The organism is Arthrobacter sp. TmT3-37, from assembly GCF_054510835.1.
The window spans coordinates 1-17,925 of sequence record NZ_JBTNDU010000009.1; the positions used below are offsets into that span (position 1 = coordinate 1).

Annotated in this window: 18 protein-coding genes and 1 pseudogene; all 19 read right to left on the reverse strand. The window is 65.8% G+C overall.

Features of this window, described 5'->3' with window-relative positions; genetic code table 11:
* A pseudogene (locus tag ACX80U_RS11980) lies at window positions 1-276 on the reverse strand (fasciclin domain-containing protein); the annotation flags it as partial.
* A gap of 992 nt (window positions 277-1,268) precedes the next feature.
* Window positions 1,269-2,189, reverse strand: coding sequence for an acyltransferase (locus ACX80U_RS11985; RefSeq protein ID WP_459268595.1), 921 nt, complete (start codon window positions 2,187-2,189; stop codon window positions 1,269-1,271).
* Window positions 2,190-2,334: 145 nt separating this feature from the next.
* Window positions 2,335-4,284, reverse strand: coding sequence for a hypothetical protein (locus tag ACX80U_RS11990; RefSeq protein WP_459268596.1), 1,950 nt, complete (start codon window positions 4,282-4,284; stop codon window positions 2,335-2,337).
* Between the two features lie 102 nt (window positions 4,285-4,386).
* Window positions 4,387-4,527, reverse strand: coding sequence for a hypothetical protein (locus ACX80U_RS11995; protein WP_459268597.1), 141 nt, complete (start codon window positions 4,525-4,527; stop codon window positions 4,387-4,389).
* Complete coding sequence (locus tag ACX80U_RS12000; RefSeq protein WP_459268598.1) at window positions 4,524-4,916, reverse strand: hypothetical protein; 393 nt, start codon at window positions 4,914-4,916, stop codon at window positions 4,524-4,526. Before ACX80U_RS12000 ends, ACX80U_RS11995 begins: the two co-directional genes overlap by 4 nt.
* Window positions 4,913-6,013 carry a M23 family metallopeptidase gene (locus ACX80U_RS12005; RefSeq protein ID WP_459268599.1) on the reverse strand — a complete coding sequence of 367 codons (1,101 nt, stop codon included), beginning with the start codon at window positions 6,011-6,013 and terminating at the stop codon, window positions 4,913-4,915. Before ACX80U_RS12005 ends, ACX80U_RS12000 begins: the two co-directional genes overlap by 4 nt.
* Entirely contained in the window at window positions 6,010-6,624 is a 615-nt protein-coding gene (locus ACX80U_RS12010; protein WP_459268600.1) for a hypothetical protein, read from the reverse strand. Before ACX80U_RS12010 ends, ACX80U_RS12005 begins: the two co-directional genes overlap by 4 nt.
* A 79-nt stretch (window positions 6,625-6,703) precedes the next feature.
* Complete coding sequence (locus ACX80U_RS12015; RefSeq protein WP_459268601.1) at window positions 6,704-6,985, reverse strand: hypothetical protein; 282 nt, start codon at window positions 6,983-6,985, stop codon at window positions 6,704-6,706.
* A gap of 2 nt (window positions 6,986-6,987) precedes the next feature.
* Window positions 6,988-7,467, reverse strand: coding sequence for a hypothetical protein (locus ACX80U_RS12020; protein ID WP_459268602.1), 480 nt, complete (start codon window positions 7,465-7,467; stop codon window positions 6,988-6,990).
* Window positions 7,464-7,901 carry a hypothetical protein gene (locus ACX80U_RS12025; protein ID WP_459268603.1) on the reverse strand — a complete coding sequence of 146 codons (438 nt, stop codon included), beginning with the start codon at window positions 7,899-7,901 and terminating at the stop codon, window positions 7,464-7,466. Before ACX80U_RS12025 ends, ACX80U_RS12020 begins: the two co-directional genes overlap by 4 nt.
* 29 nt (window positions 7,902-7,930) lie before the next feature.
* The gene (locus ACX80U_RS12030) at window positions 7,931-8,584 is read right to left on the reverse strand and encodes a hypothetical protein (protein WP_459268604.1); all 654 of its coding nucleotides are present in this window, start codon (window positions 8,582-8,584) and stop codon (window positions 7,931-7,933) included.
* Between the two features lie 9 nt (window positions 8,585-8,593).
* Window positions 8,594-9,550, reverse strand: coding sequence for a hypothetical protein (locus tag ACX80U_RS12035; RefSeq protein ID WP_459268605.1), 957 nt, complete (start codon window positions 9,548-9,550; stop codon window positions 8,594-8,596).
* A 22-nt stretch (window positions 9,551-9,572) separates the two neighbouring features.
* The gene (locus ACX80U_RS12040) at window positions 9,573-10,916 is read right to left on the reverse strand and encodes a hypothetical protein (protein ID WP_459268606.1); all 1,344 of its coding nucleotides are present in this window, start codon (window positions 10,914-10,916) and stop codon (window positions 9,573-9,575) included.
* Between the two features lie 8 nt (window positions 10,917-10,924).
* The gene (locus ACX80U_RS12045; protein WP_459268607.1) at window positions 10,925-11,755 is read right to left on the reverse strand and encodes a hypothetical protein; all 831 of its coding nucleotides are present in this window, start codon (window positions 11,753-11,755) and stop codon (window positions 10,925-10,927) included.
* On the reverse strand, window positions 11,755-15,798 hold the full coding sequence (locus ACX80U_RS12050) for a tape measure protein (protein ID WP_459268608.1): 4,044 nt from the start codon (window positions 15,796-15,798) through the stop codon (window positions 11,755-11,757). Before ACX80U_RS12050 ends, ACX80U_RS12045 begins: the two co-directional genes overlap by 1 nt.
* 39 nt (window positions 15,799-15,837) lie before the next feature.
* Window positions 15,838-16,464, reverse strand: a complete 627-nt coding sequence (locus ACX80U_RS12055) for a DUF5361 domain-containing protein (RefSeq protein ID WP_459268609.1) — start codon at window positions 16,462-16,464, stop codon at window positions 15,838-15,840.
* Complete coding sequence (locus tag ACX80U_RS12060; protein ID WP_459268610.1) at window positions 16,425-16,769, reverse strand: hypothetical protein; 345 nt, start codon at window positions 16,767-16,769, stop codon at window positions 16,425-16,427. Before ACX80U_RS12060 ends, ACX80U_RS12055 begins: the two co-directional genes overlap by 40 nt.
* A 252-nt stretch (window positions 16,770-17,021) precedes the next feature.
* The gene (locus ACX80U_RS12065) at window positions 17,022-17,594 is read right to left on the reverse strand and encodes a phage tail tube protein (RefSeq protein ID WP_459268611.1); all 573 of its coding nucleotides are present in this window, start codon (window positions 17,592-17,594) and stop codon (window positions 17,022-17,024) included.
* 51 nt (window positions 17,595-17,645) lie between these two features.
* Window positions 17,646-17,924, reverse strand: a complete 279-nt coding sequence (locus ACX80U_RS12070) for a hypothetical protein (RefSeq protein WP_459268612.1) — start codon at window positions 17,922-17,924, stop codon at window positions 17,646-17,648.
* Window position 17,925: the final 1 nt, after the last annotated feature.

Sequence of the window (17,925 nt, forward strand, 5' to 3'; positions counted from 1 at the left end):
GACGGATCCTGCGCCGTCGGGGACGGTCTCGGCGTAGCCGGCGCAGCCGGGGCCGACGAGGTTCGCGGCGGGGTCCATCATGGCGTCGGCCGAGGCGGAGGGGGCCATGCTCGCTTCGGGGGAAGCGGACTCGGCGGCCATGCTGGTCTCGCTGGCCTCACTGCTGGGAGTGGCCTCGGCGGCGGATTCGTCGCCACCGCCACAGGCCGCGAGACCGAACATCGAGACTGCTGCGATCCCGAGGATCGAAAGGTTCCTGCGCTTGGTGATTTCCATGAGATGTCCTCCGTTGATGAGACCCGGCGGGTGCCCGTGGTCTGGAACTGTTTGCTGAAACACATCGTGTCGATGTCTCGGAGGTACTTCGGGCGACGCGTAGGAGTGGATGGGTGGCATCTCCAGGAAAGGTACGCACACGGTCGTCGCCGGACATGGAAGGGCCCCGCCGGGCGTGCGGCCCGGCGGGGCCTGGAGGTCGGTCCGGAGACCGGTGCTGCTCTGTGCGCAAGAGGGGACTTGAAAACGTGGCTCAGGCTTTTCTGGGCATGACGCCGATCTATCGAGCCGCATGATTGCGCGAAGCTGGACAGTCCCGGTTACATGCGCAATCTGGGTCTTGTTGATGGGATCAACAGGCGCTGAGAGGGGCCCTCGTCCCCGCGCGGAAGGCAACAGCCAAGCGCTCAGCCGTCGCGGTGAGGCCGTCGTTCCTCGATTTGCCGGCGCCGGACCTTATCCGCGGTCACCCACGTTGTGCGGGCCATCGAGTACTCAACCCACTGCACCTGCACTAGTTCGCGGGTCCATGCCATTGCAAAGCCCTTGACCGTCTGGGCTGCGCCGCCCGGGTAGGTGAGGTCGGCCCATACGGGCGGGGCCTTTTCCGTCGTCCAATGCACGCCCTCCGTCGGTTCCGGCAGAGACTCAGGTGGCAGGAAACGGTCCCGCGAAGGCGGGATCCCATGCCAGCCAGGACGAGGTGCTCTATCCATGGAACCGACCGTAGCCGGGCCTGGTGACAGGTAACCACGGCGTGCTGCTTATCCTGCTGGAATGAGGATCCTTGACGCCCTGGCTCAGATGTTTGCGCGGGACAAGCTGAGGTGGCGTCAATGTCAGGAGTGCAGAAAACCACTACGGGACGATCAGAACGGGTTTTTCTGCACGACTGACTGCCACGAGGACTGGCTGAGGAAGAACTTCTAGCTTCCCGTCAACGACGAAAGCGCCCCACCCTCACAAGGAGGATGGGGCGCGCCATGGATCAATCAGGGTTCGGTCGCGTCTGAACGACCCAGGACGCGGAGTGCTTCGGCGGCAGTGATCTTGGTGGCGATCCTGGCGTCATCAAAATCGGTATCGCCCCGCCAATCCTGGGCTTCTTCACGGGAAGCGAAGTCGATCGCGAAGTCTTGACCGTTGTGGTGGAACGCTAACGTAGCGGGCTGAGAAGGATCGTCAGCCCGCGCTTGTTCGGGGCTATTTGCCACTTCGAGGTCGTTGGTAAGGTCCCACCAACGCGTTGTCTTGATAACGCTTGAATCTGGCTTGTACGCCGGCGGTTGCACTATGAGGTGCGGGCGCTCCCATGCGACATCGCGGCGAACCGCCCGTGCCGGTACGCCGACCGCGACACAGTTGTTCGGGATCTTCCCTGCAAGGATTGCGCCGAATCCCAAGACCGATCCAGATCCGATCGAAGACCCTGCTAACACAATCGCCCGCTTGGCGAGCCAGACATGTTCACCGATGCTTATCGACTGGGACTGGTTTGCGCGTTTGCCCGTGTGTACATCGAAGATCGGGTGCGAGTCGTCGGCCCTGATCTCGTTCTCCATCGCGAGCATCGAGTCGTCCCCGATGGTGACCGATGCTCCTTCGGCTGCAGTAATCACGCATGGCCCGTTGGAGGAGACATCGTTGCCGACCTTCACGCCGGAATCTTCGCCAAGCATTACCCAGGCGGAGAACTTCCCGTTGCGCCCGGCACCTATCTCGAATGAAGCGTTGTCGCGGTCGAACTGTATCGTCAGGGAGCCGATGTTGGCGTCTGGCGATATGCGGACAGTGTTGTTCGATCCGTTGAACGTGATGCGGATCTTGTCCGAGATCTGTTTTTCCGACGTGATCCGATTCCCGCGTTCGTCAGAGTAGTTTTTGAGAGTTGTCAGGACGACCTTCTGTGGCATCCGACAACACTAAGCCATCGGCTCCGGCTGATATCGCCTTGATGGAACCAGCAGATGAGGTGCCCCACCCACCGGACACGGGCGGGGCACCTTTTCGTAGACAGTCGTTGCTTCAACTTCGACGCTGGGAGCCGCTACTGGTGGGCTAGACGTACTGTATTGGCCCGTACGTTGAACCGGCACCAGCCACTGAAACCTTGACTCCGTCGGGCTTGACCACTCGGTTGTCAGGGGTCACTGCGATGTTCGTCGAGCCAGCAAGAGCGATGCCTGCGCCTGCGCCCGCCGTTCCGTGCAAGATGTTGTTGCCAGACACCAGTGCGCCGTCGGTCCCGGAGACGAGGATGCCCGATGAGGTGAGGGTGGTTTGACCCCAGTCCATCACGGTGTTTCCGACCACCGTGGCGAAGTACAGGGCGATCGCGCCAATGCCGTGAGTGCCGGCTTTCTCGACGTGGTTGTTAATGATCCGATTGTTGACCGAGTACGTTGCCGCACCGTTTTTCGGAGTCGCTGTGGTTTTGAGCACCCTAATGCCGTAGGAGGTTGTGCCGGCCACTTTGTTGTTCAGGATGCCTATGTTCACTCCACTGTCGGAGAGAATGCCCTCGACTGCCATGCCGCCTTGGTTCTCGGCGACAATGCCGTCCTTGCAGAGGAAGAGGCGAATGTTGTGCCCGGACCTCATCGCGCTGGTTGTCGCCTTGAAGATGTTTCGGGCGACGGTGATGTCGTTCATCGTCGCCCAGAATCCGTTGACGTCGTTGTTCGTTCCCACGAGTTGTATGTCAGTCGCGACCGTGTCCACGAAGTAGTTGTCAGTAATGACGCATCCAGTCGTCTCTACCCGGGTTGCCTGCCCCGCGGTAAACGTCTTGGTGGCGACGTTCCAGGTGCGCCCGTTGGTGAAGTTGTTTCCCATCACTCCAGTCGCGCAGCCGGTGAAGGTGTTCCCGATTATCTTCAGGTCGTCGTAGGTCCAATGGCGGATGGCTGCGTAGGTGCAGCCGTTGAACGTGTTCCCTGTGATTTGGATGTTGCTTGAGCGCTTGTCGTTCGAGGCGGTGTGGGTGCCGAATCCGACTGGGTACGCTTGGGTGCCGGGCGTGCCGGATGCTCCGAAGGTGCACCCTTGCACGATAACGTCGACGCTCGGGGCGCCGACGGACCCGTGGAAGGCAGGTTTCGCGCTGTCGTTAAACTGCGAGCATTGAATGGCCTCGGAGTAGTTCCGTGGGTACAGGGGCTCACCAGGTTTGGTGGCATCTCTGTAGCCCAGGAACTTTGAGTCTCGCACTGTCAGTCCCGCGACTCCGTTGGCATCAATGCAGTGGTTGGTGACCGTGTCCTTAATGGTCACTCCGGTTATGGAGATGTTGCGGGCCGCGGCGAAGTAGAACACGACGAAGCCAGTGTTGAGGTATGGCTCCGAAGCGATGTTGCCGTCCCAGGTACCGCCAATGACGCTGATGTTGGAGTCATTACTGTATGGGTCCGTGGGGTCGGTTGGACCGTTCGCATCGGTGTAGTTGGTCAAGCCATAGGTGTCGCCAGACCGCTTCATGACTACGCCCGGAGCGCACCGCAAGGTCGTGTTCTTGTAGATCGTCAGCTTGCCGATGCACCAGTCCTGGCCGGTGTAGGGGACGACCACTTCGCCGCCCCCGGCGTCCCGCGCAATATTCAGTGCCGCTTGGACATCCGAGGTGTGATTGACGGCGCTTGACTGTTCAACCACGATTGCAGGCACTTCAGCGATAGCGGAGGACCCGAGAAGGCTCACCATCGCACGCAGGTCATTTAGGCCTGCGCGAATCACGCTGAGCGCAGTATCGACACCGCCGAGGCGGGTGCGATCCTTGCCGACCTCGCCGTCCGTGTACGCTTGCGCGTCTCGGACGGCTGCGGTGTATGCGGACGATATGAGTTTGGGGACGCCTGCGGTATCGCCTTCCACGCGATCGAGACGGCTTCGGTCGGCCAGGAAGTGCTCTTCGCTCTTTGTCGCGTTATGAGAGATGAACCCCGCAAGGTTCCTGAGGAGCTCGCGACGATCGGGTTTCTTGAAGCCGAGTGCTGACGTGATGAATCCCATGAGTGGGCCTCCTAGTGGGGTCGGGCATGAAAAAGGACCCCACTAGGAGGTCCGGGTGTTGCTTGGGCTGCGGCCCGCAGAAGGTCCGGTGCCGCTTTCCTGTTAGCGCGAGCGTGCTGGTACGCGACTGCCGTAGTGGCCCGAGTGCCGGATCAGTGGCGGCAGGATGACTGCCACGGCGAGCCACCCTGCCGTCGCGCCGATCGCAGTGCCGGCGGGCGCCGCGGTGAGGATCCTGGTCATGAACCTGCGCGGTGGTCCGGTCCAGGTGTGCGGTCGACGACCTGATGCTCGCCGTTGGGCAGCTGGCCCGGAGTGTTGGCGGTGCGCAGATTGTCCTGTGCCTGGTCCGTTACTCCGGTGGGCTTCCACAGGCCGTAATGAATGCCCACGGCGATCAGGAAGGTGCCGAGCGCGAGGACGAGGGCGAGACCCAAGTTGTACGTCTCGCCCTCCTGCAGGGCGGATCCGAGTTCGGTGGCCAGGTTGATGAGGACGGAGAGCCCGGCGAGCAGGGTCGCCTTCGCCCCACTGTGTGTGACCCGCGTCGTGACGAGTCCGACGAGCAGCGGGAGGATGGTTCCGGAAAGCAGGCCGAGGACCTGCCAGATGGGGACGTCGAACACGATCACTTGTTTTCCTCTTTCGTGCCTTCGGGTGCGACGGGGATGACGGTGAGGGCGAGGCGTTCGGCGTTGCGGCGGTCCTCCTCGTCGTTGACGACGCGGGCGATCTCGTCGTAGTCGATAACGGCGCCGGTGCTGACGGCCAGCTGCCGGACGAGCTCCTTCAACGCCTGGTTCTCGCGGAGAATCGCGCCGGTGCCGGCGTCAGACCACTGTGCAGACGTGGCCACGGTGGTGGTCTTGCGAGGGCCGGTCTGCTTCTTGCCGTCCGGGCCCATCCACTCGAGCGGGGTGGCGATGCCGCCGACCTCGCGGACGAGGTCCATGGGAGTCCGCATGCGCCCGAGTGCGTCGAGCACTGGCCAGTTGAAGACGTTCATTGCGCCCTGCTCGGCGTTCTTGACGGCGTGCTCGCGGATAGCGGCCGCGTCCTTGCACAGCTGCTCGAATGCTGCCTGGTTCTCTGCTGGTGTTGCCATTCCTGCTCCTCCTACGGTGAGGCCGGGAATCCCGGCGATGGTGTCTGCTGGTCCAGCCGCGTCGCCGGTGCCACCGGGGACGAGAGGGATGGTGAGGCCGGCGGGGATCCGGCTGAGTGGGTTGATGCGCCCGTACATGGGCGTCACGTACACGAACGCGAGTTCGATGAGGCTCTGATGCACGTGCGGGCCGCCGGACCGTCCGGTGGTCCCGCTGAGGCCGACGGGGTCGCCGCCGCGGACTCGCTCACCGGCGTTGAGGCCGGTCTCGTCGAGGTGCAGCAGGGCGGTGGCGAGTCCGTTGCCGTGGTCGATGTAGACGACGATGCCGCCGGAGGTGTCCCGGAACAGGTAGCCGTACTTGTCGGTGACCCACCGGGGGGCTTCGTGCGACCAGCCGGCCCAGTCGATGACGCCGGCGCCCGGTGCGACGACGAGCGTTCGCATGAAGCAGTTCCAGTCGATGCCGTCGTGCCCAAGCGACTGGTAGTCCCCGTACTTCGCGACGAGTTGCTGGACGGTCGTGCCGTTCGGGTCCGGGATGACGCCGGCGGTCGCGTTCTCTTTCCATCCCTGGCTGATGCCGGCGGCGACGGGCGCCCGCTCGAGCATGGCGATGCTCATGCGGGCACCACGATTCCGAGTCCCGTCACGAGTTCCCGGACCGTCGCTGCCCGGGTGAGGGGCGGCATAGGTCCGGGGTCGACGTGGTTCTCGCCGGGGACCTGAGCGTGGGCGTAGTGTCCGGCCTGCGTGTTCCAGACATGGACGTCGTCCTGCCGGCCCCCGCTCGGTTCGGCGATCGGCCACCGCCGGGGAATCCCGAAGCCGTCCGTCCACGCGAGGATCTCCTCGAGACCATTGCAGGGCGTTTCAGCGATCGTGGCGAGCCGTCGGGGCCCGTCCTTCGTTTCGCGGATCGCGCCGGCAGCGAAGTAGACCTCGATCTGGATGTGGACCTCGCCGTCCTCGTTCCAGCGGCTCAGCGCCCGCCCCCCGACGTCCGCCGGGTAGCTCTGGACCTTATGCCCAGTGACGGGGTCCCAGAGGAGCGTCGGGGCATAGGCGACGGAGTTGAGGTACCGGCGGACGTTGTCGAAGGGCGGTTGATAGCCGGCGGCATTGATCTGGTCCGCGGTCGCGTGCCAGGTGCATCGCGGAGGCAGCGCACGGTTGAGTGGAATTCCGCCGGGCTGCGGATCCCTGACCGCGCCTGGCATCCATAGTTCAGGCATCGATGGTCCTTTCCGTGCAATAAGGAAGCCCCGACCGGGTGGCGGGGCTGTAGGGGGTGGGGATGCCCGCGAGGTTCGGTCAGGAGTTGGCCGCCCCGCAGGTGCAGTTTTCGAGCTGTCGGCGGAGCTTGGCGATCGTCGCTTCCTGCTCGGCGTCCCGCCGGTCGATCTCGGACAGGTACCGGTCCGTGAAGTCCACGGACTTGCCCTGCATGACGGGTGGCGCTTCCCCTGCGTCCTTGGCCTTCTGCGCCTTCTCTGCCCTGTACTTCATCCGGTCCGCCGCGGACGGGATGAACAGCGCCAGGAGCGCCAGCAGGAAGGGGCTGAGGGGCACGAATGTCTCGATCGCCTCCTTCACGCCTACCCCTTCGTTGGTTCCGCGGGTACTTCCGTTGTCGCCGGAGGGCGCCGGCGGGACCGGCGAACGCGCCAGAGCTCCACGGCGATCTGCAGCAGTCTCAGCGCGCACCCAGCGAGCACGGTGAGGGATAGGACGATGGAGGTCGGGGCCTCGGCCAGTTCGAAAGCCGTGACCAGGGAGCGGTAGACGAAGAACATGACGATCGTCAGGAAGAGCAGGCCTGCGCTCTCGATGAGCATGGCCGCCGTCGGGTCCAGGCGGAACGCGGCCACGACCGAGGTGAGGAATGCGGTCAGCCCGGAGACGGTCAGGAGGGTCATCAGCACGGTCGACGCCTGCAGGCCGAGGTAGTCGTCGAGGTAGACGGCGTCGTTGTTGGACAGCTGCACCCATCCGAGGGACGCGAGGCCGAGGTAGACGGCGAGCGCGATGGCGTTGGTTGTGGAGGTGACGGCGAGGGGCTTGTAGCCGGTGCTCATGATCGGTCCACTCTGGTGCGGGCGCCGATGACGAGCATGGTGACGAGGGTGAAGAAGCCGAGGCCGGTGTAGACGATGCCGGCGGAGAGGACGCCGCCGGTTCCGGTGAGGGGTCCGTAGCCGGCGAGTGCGCCGAAGAGTGCGTAGATCCCGGTGACGACGAGGGCTGCGTAGCGGGCGCCGTCGCTGCGGGCGAGGAAGCCGACGAGCAGGAGGACGGAGGTGAGGATCATGACGACTCCCCATGTTTCCGGTCGGGCGAACTCGAAGTTCTTCCGGAAGGTGGCGGTGGCCATGAACGTCTCGGCGGTGAGGATCATGGCCAGGCCGAGGGCGATGGTGATGATGACGGTGCCGCCGGTCATGAGCTCGGGGACGTGGTTCCTGCCGAGGCGCGTCTGCCAGTCGTCTGCCTTGAGTAGAAGGTCGTGCATGCTTCTCCTGGTTCTCGGGGTCATGGCGGTCACCCGATCTTCGTGACGGAGATGAGGTGCTTGGAGGACACCGCGGTGGTGGTCTGGAAGTTGAACCGGACACGTTCCCCGGCGGTCAGGTGGATGCTTGGCCGTTCGGCGGTGACGTCGAAGGTGCTCGACAGGGCCTTTTGTGCGAGGACCTGGTTGGTGGCGTCCTTGCGGATGGTGATGAAGCCGTTCGCACCGCTGCTGAAGTCGGTCACCGCCCAGGACAGTGCGTAGAGGCCTTCCTGTGCGACTTCGATCTGGTTGTTCACGGGGAAGCTGAACTGTGAGGCGTTGCGGGATCCGCCTTGGTCGACGCCGGCGGTCAATTCGGTGGGGGTTCCAGGGCCCCACAGGCTGTTGGCGATGTTCGCCCCTGCCTGGCGTGCGAGCTCGAGGTGGATAGATCCGGAGTTGCTGATCCACCGGGTGCCGGTCCACGTCTCGATGAGGCCGGGGATGTCCGCCCGCGCGACGCTGAGATTCAGCGGCAGCGTGTTGTTGGGGAAGAGCGCGGCGAGCGCATTGCGGGCGGCGAGGTCTTCGACGGGCACTGTGAGGAGCGCGGATTCGAAGGCCTTTTTCAGGTCGGCGGTGAGGTTGTAGGGGTCGGAGCCGACGGGTGTGGTTACCCCGTTGCGGGTTTTCGCTGGCATGGGGGCCTCCTAGTAGGACCAGTCGAGGATGAGTGCCCCGGATTCGGGGGATCGTGCTGTGGTGCCCTGCATGGCCGCGTACGGTTCGCCGAAGATCGCGATGCCGCCACCTGCAGCGACGATGTCTCCGAACTCGGGCGGCAGTTCAATCCAGGCCGGGCCTTGCCCGGGTGCCGCCGTCCAGTTGAAGGGGCCGGCGACCCTGTTGGTGTCCCCGCCGGGCTGGTTGTGGTTGGTGTGGGCGTAGAAGTGGAAGGTCGCCGGCTGGCCGTGGTTGCCGACCGCGAGGCGCTGGCCGGTGCGGAACTGGACCTTGGTGATGCGGCGGCCGCGCAGGTTCCGGAACTGGGTGCCGTAGAACCATGCGCCGCTGACTGAGGCGTTGCCGTAGCTGCCCTGGTGGACCTTGTTGCCGTCGCCGGCGTAGTTGCCCCAGCTGTTGCCCTGGATCCAGAAGGTCCGTGAGCCGATCGCGGCGCCGGACTGGTATCCGGTGCGGGACAGGGTTGGTGGCGGGGGAGGAGGCGCGATGACTGCGGGTGGGGGAGGTGTGGCGGTCTGCGTGGACTTGCCCATGGCGCGGACCCGGCCGGCTCCCCAGTCGAGGTGCACGATGTCGTCCAGGACGTAGGGTCCGTTGACCTGCTCGGCGTCGTAGGTGACGCCGAGCGCTTCGACCTTGATCGTGGGGGAGCCGGCAGGCACCTGCGTGACCCGGCCCGTCCGCGGGCGCGGTTGGGCGGTTGAGCGGGATGCCACGTGCGCCCGGGACTGGCCGATGCCGGCGGTGTAGAACTCGACGTTCACCGGGTCCCCGTCGTCGACGACCATCGGGTCGGCCCACGTGCAGGAGAGGATGCTGCCGTCGACGTTGACCTTCCGGATCCCGTTGACGGTGACCACGGTTCCCAGCCGGCACCGTGAGCGCCCGGGGTCGATCTTCCCTATGAGTACATCCAGGGACATGGCACCTCCTCGGTTGGTCGGGTCAGGAGCGGGCGTCGTCGCCGCTGATGTTCATCTGGTCGATGGTGCGCAGCGGGTTGATGGTCTCGAGCGTCAGGGCGGGACGGGCGTCGGTGAGCCTGTCCGCGATGGAGTGGTTCTTCAGCGCCCGTGCAACGTCCGAGAGGAGGCAGCGGACCAGCAGGGTCATTTCGTTCACCCGGCCGCCGGATCCGCCGAGGGACATGTTGATGACTTCGCCGTTGAAAGGGACGAGCCTTCCATCGGACTGCGGGGCCTCGACGGTGACCTGGTCGCCGCACTGGATGGCGGGGTTCGGCAGGCACTGGACGGACACATTCACGGTCTGAGAGGTGAGCCGGTTGAGCACCAGCGACTCCGCGGCCTTATGAGCCTTGGCGTCGGAGTTCATCAGCGGGTTGTCGTTGCGGATCACCCGTCGGCCGAAGGGCCCGCCGACCCGGAAGGGGCCGGTGGTGATCTCGTAGCGTCCGATGACGGGCACCTCGACCTCACGGGTCTGTCCGTCCACGAGCTGGCTGTCCTTGCGGGTGGAGGTGACGATGCCGATGTTGTAGACCTCGTCGACGTTCTGCGAGCGCTTGAGGTTGATCAGCACGCCGTTGGGCCCGCCGGCGAGGACGGCGACGGGGTCGGAGCTTTTGACGTAGCAGTCGAGTTCCCCGTCGCCGGTCATGCGGTAGGTCGCTCCGACCATGGCGAGGAGATCCTGAATGGCTTCGAGGCGGTTCTCCTCGTAGACGACGTCGCGCGGCACGGTCGCGTCGGTGATGCCGCGGAAGCGCACGGGCATGGTGTCGCCCACCAGACGCGTCACCTCGGAGATCACGGTCGGGGTCGACGGGTTCTCGGGGGCGAGGAACTCGTCCGAGTCCAATTCCGCGGTGAGCTCGTGCGCGGTGACGGACACTGAGGATCCGAGGGACTGCGCGACGTGGCGGAAGTGGGGAGGCAGGTCTGAGTCTGGGACCACGTAGCCGTCCTCGCGGATGACCCGGAACGCCCATGATTCCTCGGTGTCGTTGCCGGTGATGCGGTACCACCCGACCCTGATGTCGTCGCCCTCGCCGCCGACCTGGTACAGGACCTGGATGCGGGCGCCGCCGACGCCGAGCGGGTCATCGAACAGCCACGGTCCGAGCTTGCCGTCCGGATCCTTGATCTCCATGGTGAGCGAGCCCTGCACCTTTTCCCGGTCCTCGCCCTTCCACGGCAGGGACCAGGACACGACGGGCAGCGGATCGGGGTAGACGAGCCTGCCGCCGTACCAGACCCAGCACACGAGAGCGTCGCCTGACCGGGACCCCGCCAGGGCCTGCTGGGTGTTCTCGCTAATCGTGCGCATGCAGCCTCCTAAACGTTCGCCGGGTTCTTCTGGTCTTCGAGGTACGTGCGCCCGCTGGCAGCAGCCTGCTTCTGTGCGTAAGTCGCGAAGATGTCCGCGACGTCCTGATACGTCCACAGGGCGACCAGGATCGTTGCGGAGGACCCGCGGACCGTGTCGCCCGTCGTCTCCCAGACGGTGACCTGGTCACCGGGCAGCGGGTTGGACTCGGTCACGGTGCCGGCGGCGTAGGACGCGCTGGCGGGCACGCGGGCTCCCCACTCCGGCAGCCCGCGGATGACCAGGATGGACGTGCCGGCCACCAGGTCCCGCATGCGCAGGTTCTCTTCCTCCCCGCGGGTCAGCATCGACAGCGGGACGCCGGAGGCGGCCTGCCTGATCCCGCCGACGCCGACGGGCGTCGAGGACCCCATGATCTGAAAGGTGCTGATGTCCGAGGCGTAGGCCATCTTCGCGAAGGTGCCGGAGACAAGGACCGCCGGCCCGCCCTCTGCGCTGCGGTGCAAGACAGGGACGGCCGCCGCCGGGTTCAGCGGGTCCTGCACGTATCCGAACTCCGCGTCGACGGACACCTCGTCGGTGATTCCCTGCGCGCCGGCATCCGGCCCGGACACCACCTCGAGCTCGAAGATGACCGGGCGGCCGAGCGGCACCTCCCAGTCGTCCCAGTAAGCGGAGTCCACTACGGGCACCATCCGTGCGCCACGGACGGGCACACGCTGCCCATCCGTGGTCCGCCAGATCGACACCACGTGCTCGCCGGCACTGAGCCCGGTGAGGGTGATACCCGCCCGAGGGCAGGGCGCGTCCAGTATCGCTTCAACTGCAAGCTCAGCCATCAGCGCCCCGCTCTCGTGTATCGCGTCCCGGAGGCCGCTTCGTTGATGCCGCGGCGGACCTCGCCGCGGATCGTTCCCATCAGCTCGCCGGAGTCCAGCACGAGCTGACCCTCGAACCACCCGCCGCTGCTGGCGGCCTGCGCCTGCGCGGCGATGTACTGGTCGCGCGCCGCGAGCTGCCCCGGAGTGTGGATCAGCTCCGGCTTGCGGGTCTTGTTCTGGATCAGCTGCGGCCGGCCGCCATTGGGCTCGAGCACACCGCCGTTGTCGTACAGGGTTGGGAAGAGCGACTGCGGAGCCAGTGATCCGAGCCCGACAAGCTTCTTCGCGCCGTCCCAGATGTTCGACGCGATGTCCTTGAGCCCGCCGATCTTGTCGGACATCCACTTCGTGGCCATGCCCACAACTGCCTTGCCCGCCCCGACCGCGAGATCGATGAACGTGCCCGCGCCGGGGAAGTTGGACCGAATGCTCTCGATCAGCCCGTCCGCGATCCGCTTGAACGGTGCGAGGATCGCCTCGAGCAAGCCCTTGCCGTCACCGCTGCCGGATCCGGCCTTGCCCGAGCCCCCCGGGAAGAGCGACTGCAGGTTCCGGATGTCGAAGGCGGTCGGCGTCGGTGACTGCGACCCGAGGTTCGGGTGCATGATCGAACGCTGCCCGGACTCGTGCGGGAGGCCGAAGACGTGGCCCATCTCGTGGGCCGATGTCGTCCGCCGCTGCACCGCGCTGAGGACATTCGCCCACGCCGAAGCGAGGCTGATCTCCCCGTTGCTGTAGGCGTAGCCGAGGATGTTGGCCCCCAGCGGGCGCTGCGTAGCCGTCATGCTCGGAGAGCCACCGCCGACCTTCACCCGCAGGCCCGCCGCACCGTCCCACATGCGCGCAGCACCCGGGAGGTCCCACGCGCCGGCTCCGTTGCTCCGAACAAACGCGGTACCAGCTGACCGGAAGGCCTGCTGCAGACCGCCGAAGTGCAGCGGAGCTGACCCGTTCGCCAGGAGGTTCGACGCATTGCCGCCGCGCATCAGCGCCCGGACAGCGCCGACGCCGCCCGCGTTTCCAGCACGGTTCAGCGCGTTGACGGTTTTCGCGCCGATGCCACGGACGGCTTCGGGCACGAGGACGCCCTCGCCCGAACGCATCGGGGTGAGGACGTTGTCCCGCTTGCCCGGGTCCCTCCCCGGGATGATGCCACCCCGGTAGAAGCCGCGTGGGAGCGCGACGTCGGGCAGCGGACTAACGCCGACCCTCGACGCGATCTTGTTCACGTTCGCGATCAGGCCCTTGTTCAGGACCGTGTCCACGACGAACCGAACCGGGGCCTTGGCGATGTCCTGCAGCTTGTCCCACGCTGCCTTCACCGCCGTCACGCCCAGATCGAAGGCCTTAGGGACCTTGTTCTGGATGATGTCCGCGATGCCATCGAAGATCGGCTTCAGGGTCCGCTCATAGACGCCGCGGACGACGCCGCCGACATTGTCCATGGCCGGCTTGATCGCACGGTCGTACAGCCACGAGAACACCGGACCGAGCGTGTTGCGGAAGAAGGCGACCAACGTCTGGAAGATCAGCGTCCAGCCGAGGACCTGGCGATCGATCACTCCGGAGATGAAGCTGAACACCGGGGTGATGATCGAGTCGCGGAACCAGGTGAAGATTCCGGCCAGCGTCCCTCGCACAAATGCGACCACGAGCCCGAACACCGTGCTGGCGAGATTCCACCAGGACGAGATGATCGACCCGACCGCGGCGAACACCGGAACAATCGTGCCCTGCCAAAAGGACATGAACGCCGGAATCAGGATCTTCGTGACGACGGCAACGACGATCTCGAAGATCTTCGACGCCAGCATCCAGAAGGAGTTCAGGACCGTCCCGATGCCGGCGAACACCGGCTGAGCGACGGCGAGCGCCCCCTGGAAGGAGCTGGACATCCAGCCGACCGCGGCGCGGACTCCGGTCATCGCGGGTGTGATGACGTTCTGGTGGAGCCATGACGCCGCGGTGCCGATGGCAGCGAAGACCTGCTGCGCGATCGGCAGGACGGTGGTCTGGAACCATGTCACTACGGCGCCGATAGCCGCCTGGATGCCGGACCATGCGGCAGTAACGATCTGCCGGCCCTTCTCCGTTTCGGTGAAGAAGTAGACGCCGGCCGCCACGACGGACGCGAGGATCGCGATCAGGCCGACGAACGGTAGCGCCTTCACCGCGAAGCCGAGGGCCCGCGTCGCGATGGTGCTGATTCCGAGCGCGCTAGTCAGCCCGCCGGTCGCGAGCGCTGTCGCGGTCGTCGAGCTGGCCATGCGCAACCGCCCGGTGGCGCCGGCCTGCATTGCAGTGTTGTTCGCGAGCTGCGTGGCGGTGTTCTGCGCGTTGGCAATCGCCAGCTGCTGCTCGCCGCGAATGGCGATGAGGCGCAGGACGTTGTTCAGGGTGATGACCGGAGTCATGGCGACCTGCGCGGCCTGCAGCCCGATCATGGCGGAGGCCGTGTAGGCGGTTGCCACCCGCCAGGCGATGAAGCCGGCCACGATCAGCGGCATGAACTTGATAATCGTGTCGACGTTGTTCGCGAGGAACGAGAGCGCCCCGGTGACCACGGTCAGGCCTACCGCGGCGAGCTTGACCAAGGCCCCGGTCATGTTCGGCAGCTGGGCCGCGAATTCGCGTCCCGCGGGCGCGAGGACGGTCAGGGACTGGCCGATGCTGCCGAGCTGGGCGCCAGCGGTGCCTCCGACGTTGCCGAGGGACGTCAGGAAACCGTTGAACGAGGTGAAGTCGAGGAGCTTGAGTGCGTCCCATGTCTGGCGTGCTGCATACCCGACGCGCTCCATGAAGCCGGGCAGGCCCGAGCTGGTGATATCACCGTCGTTGTACCGCCACGCGGCGCCAAAGGCGAGGACCGAGCCGCGCATCTCACCAAAGACCTGCCGTGCGATGTAGCCGACGCGCTCCATGAAGCCAGGGAAGCCTGAGGAGGTGATGTCGCCGTCGTTGTAGTGCCACGCTGCGCCGAAGGCACGGATGCCGCCGCGCAGTTCGGTGAAGGTCACTGCTGCGGCGTCCCGGAGAGTGAACAGGTAGCCGACGAGCTCGGAGTCCTCTTGCAGCCCGAAGATCGGCCCGGTGAAGTCCCGGCGGGAGATGATGCCCCAGATGCTCTGCAGGCTGGAGAACAAGGTTCCGGAGAAGGCTGCCGCGAGGGGACCGACCTTTTCCGTGGCTTTGTCGATCCACGTCGTCAGGGTGTTGAAGACGGGGCCGATCAGGGGGTAGGTGTCCTTGAGTAGTGCCGCGCCGAAGCGGGACAGGGCGGCGTTCATGTTCTTGAAGGCGCCCGAGACGGTGTTGCCGCTCTTGAGCGCCGCCCCGCCCATTCCGGACTCCATGGCCCTGCGGAAGGTCTCGAAGCCGATTTCCCCGTCGGAGGCCATCTTCACGGTCTCCGCGGCCGTGACGCCGAGTTCCTTGGCGAGCAGCTGCACGATGGGGATGCCCTTGTCGCCCAGCTGCGCCAGGACGTCACCCTGGACCTTGCCCGACGAGGCGACCTTGTTGAAGATCGAGCCCATCTCGGACATCGAGGTGCCACCGATGGTGGCGGCGTCCCCGACCAGGCGCAGGACGCCCTCGAGGTCCCTGCCCGGCTTGATGCCTGCTGCGACCGCGCCGGCGGCGGTGGTGGCGGCCTCGTCCATACCGAACGCGGTGCCCTTCACAGCGGCGAGCGCGTCCTTCATGATCCCGGTGACGGTTTCGCCGGAATGGCCGAGGCCGGAGAGCTTGGCCTCGGCGTTCTCGATCGCCGAGAGACGGCCGAAGCCCTTCACGAGGGCGGTGCCGAGGACAGCAGCCACTCCGGCGCCGGTGACCTTGGCCGTGGTCTTCAGCCCGCCGAAGAGCTTCGAACTGATCCGCCCGCCGGTCTTCTCCGCACCGGACTCGATGACGCCGAACTCGGACACGACTGACTTGCCGAGGCCCTTCGACGTCGACACCAGATTGATGCCGGCCTCTGCCAATGTGATGAGTGCCAAGGGAGCCTCCTAGAGATCAGGAGGCCCCTCGGCCTCTATTCAGTTGATGTGCTGCCAGGTGCGGCGAGCGCGGACCGCTGCGATGGTCGACCTCGAGACGCAGTGCCGGGCGGCCAGCTGCGTCTGTGAGAGCCCCGTGGCCGCCCGGATGGCCCGGACGTCGTCCTCGGTCAGTTTCGAGCGGGAGCGGGCAGCCTCGGCCTGCTCCTCGGCCTCGATGACCGCTTCGAGTTCGCCGATGTCGTCGGGAGCCGTCCAGCCCAGCCATTCGAGCATCTCGTCGGCCGGCAGTGGCGCGTATTCTTCCTTCTTCTGCCGGTACCCCGGACGGGGGAAGGGCTTGGGCCGGTTGCGGTTGGCCTGGCCGTCTTTCGTCTGGAACCACACGAGGTAGGCGACCAGGTCGTGCACCTCGGCGAGGAGCATCATCGTGGGGGTCCAGATGCTGTCCTCGTCGACGACTGTGATCGCGCGGTGCAGTGCGGAGTCGTCGGGCAGGCCCTTGATGATGACCCAGAGATCGCGCCAGTTGAACTTTCGCGTTCCGACGTTCCGCAGCCGGAGGCCGCGGCCGATGAGCTCGTACTCGACGGCCTCGCTGTGCTCCTCGAGGAGCTCGACGAGGCTTAGAGTTCCCCCAGCGAGATGGAGGACTCCTCCTGCCACTGGTCGAGGAACTCCATGACCTCCCCGACGCTCAGCTCCTCGTTGAAGAGCTTCCGGTCTTCCTCGTTGAGGATGAGGCCGATGATGCTGTCCTGGGCTTCTGCAGGCTCGAGCTTCTGGAACTGCATGACGGCGCCGTAGGGCAGATTCTCCACGTAGACCGCGGAGAGCGTGTGGCCGTCGTCGCTGGTCCACTCGAAGCGTTCGTGCTTCTTGTGGCGGGGCTTCTTCTTGTCCTCGGGCGTCTTCGCGCCGGCGTCCTTCGCGAGTTCGGTGGTCTTTTTCGCTGCGGTGGTCTGTGGCATGGTGGGTTCTTCTTCCTGCTGGTGGGGTTCTGGTGCCCTGTCGGGCTGGTGGTGGGCTCTCTGTTCCTGCGGTGGGGGTGGGTGGCGGCGCGGGGAAGCCCACCATGGAAAGCCCGCGCCGCCGGTCTGACTGCTGCCTTGCCGCTCTGAGGGTGCGACCCTCCCGCCCGCCGCTCGGCGCGACCGGCGACGGTACGGCGACGGGTCCATCCGGCCCGCCGTCGGCTAACAGGGAAGCAATCAGGAGGGGTGCTACGCGGCGCGGATCTCGTCCTCGTAGTAGCGGTACACCTTCTTGCCGGACTCGTCCTTGTAGGCCGAGACGGTGCAGGTGAACATGTTGAGGCCGCCCACGACGAACGGGGTCTCCTCAACGGTGGTGATCTTCCCGTTGGGGACGAGGATGCGCATCTTCTTGCCGATGTAGCGCATGTCGAAGCCGTATGCGGCGAAGGGCAGCTGGGCGCCATCCTCGATGATCGTGTAGAGCTTCCCGCGGGTCTCGGTCTGCGCCGTGACGGTGACGTTGCCATCGCCGAAGACCGTCTTCAGGACATCCTCGTTGAACACCTCGAGGAGGGGGAACGTGAACGAGGACGAGTGGTCGGTCTGCAGGTCCGCGACGGTGTCGCCGGACCAGTCCCGGATGCTCTCCAAGTTGCGCTCTCCCGAGGGCGCGAGGCCGTCCTCGCCGACGAGGCCGAGGCGCTTCCACGCGGCCGCGAAGGCAGTCGATGCGTCCACGGGCAGGACGGACCGCAGCGGGGCGCGCAGGATTCCGCCGGTGGCCGCCGGGCCGCCAGCAGTCAGGTTTCGTACATCCATGATTCCTCCAGAGGAAATAGGGGTGGCCCGGTGAGCCGTGAGGGGTGGGTGTTACTGGGGGGTGTCGTTGACGATGCTCACGACGGGAGCATCCGAGGTGGCGGGATCGACGGGCGCGGTCTCCTCCGCCTTCTTCTTGCGCGTCTGGGCGCCCTTCTTGGCCGCCTCGGAGCGCCGCTCGGCCTCCGCAGCCTCCTGGGCTTCCTTCTCGGCCGTGACCTTCGGATCCTCCGTCAGCCAGCCGGCGTCGACGTGGGCCTTGTAATCGGCCTCGTCGTCGCGTTCCCGGGTGACTCCGGGGGCGGTCGGGTGGTACAGGGTGGTGCTCATG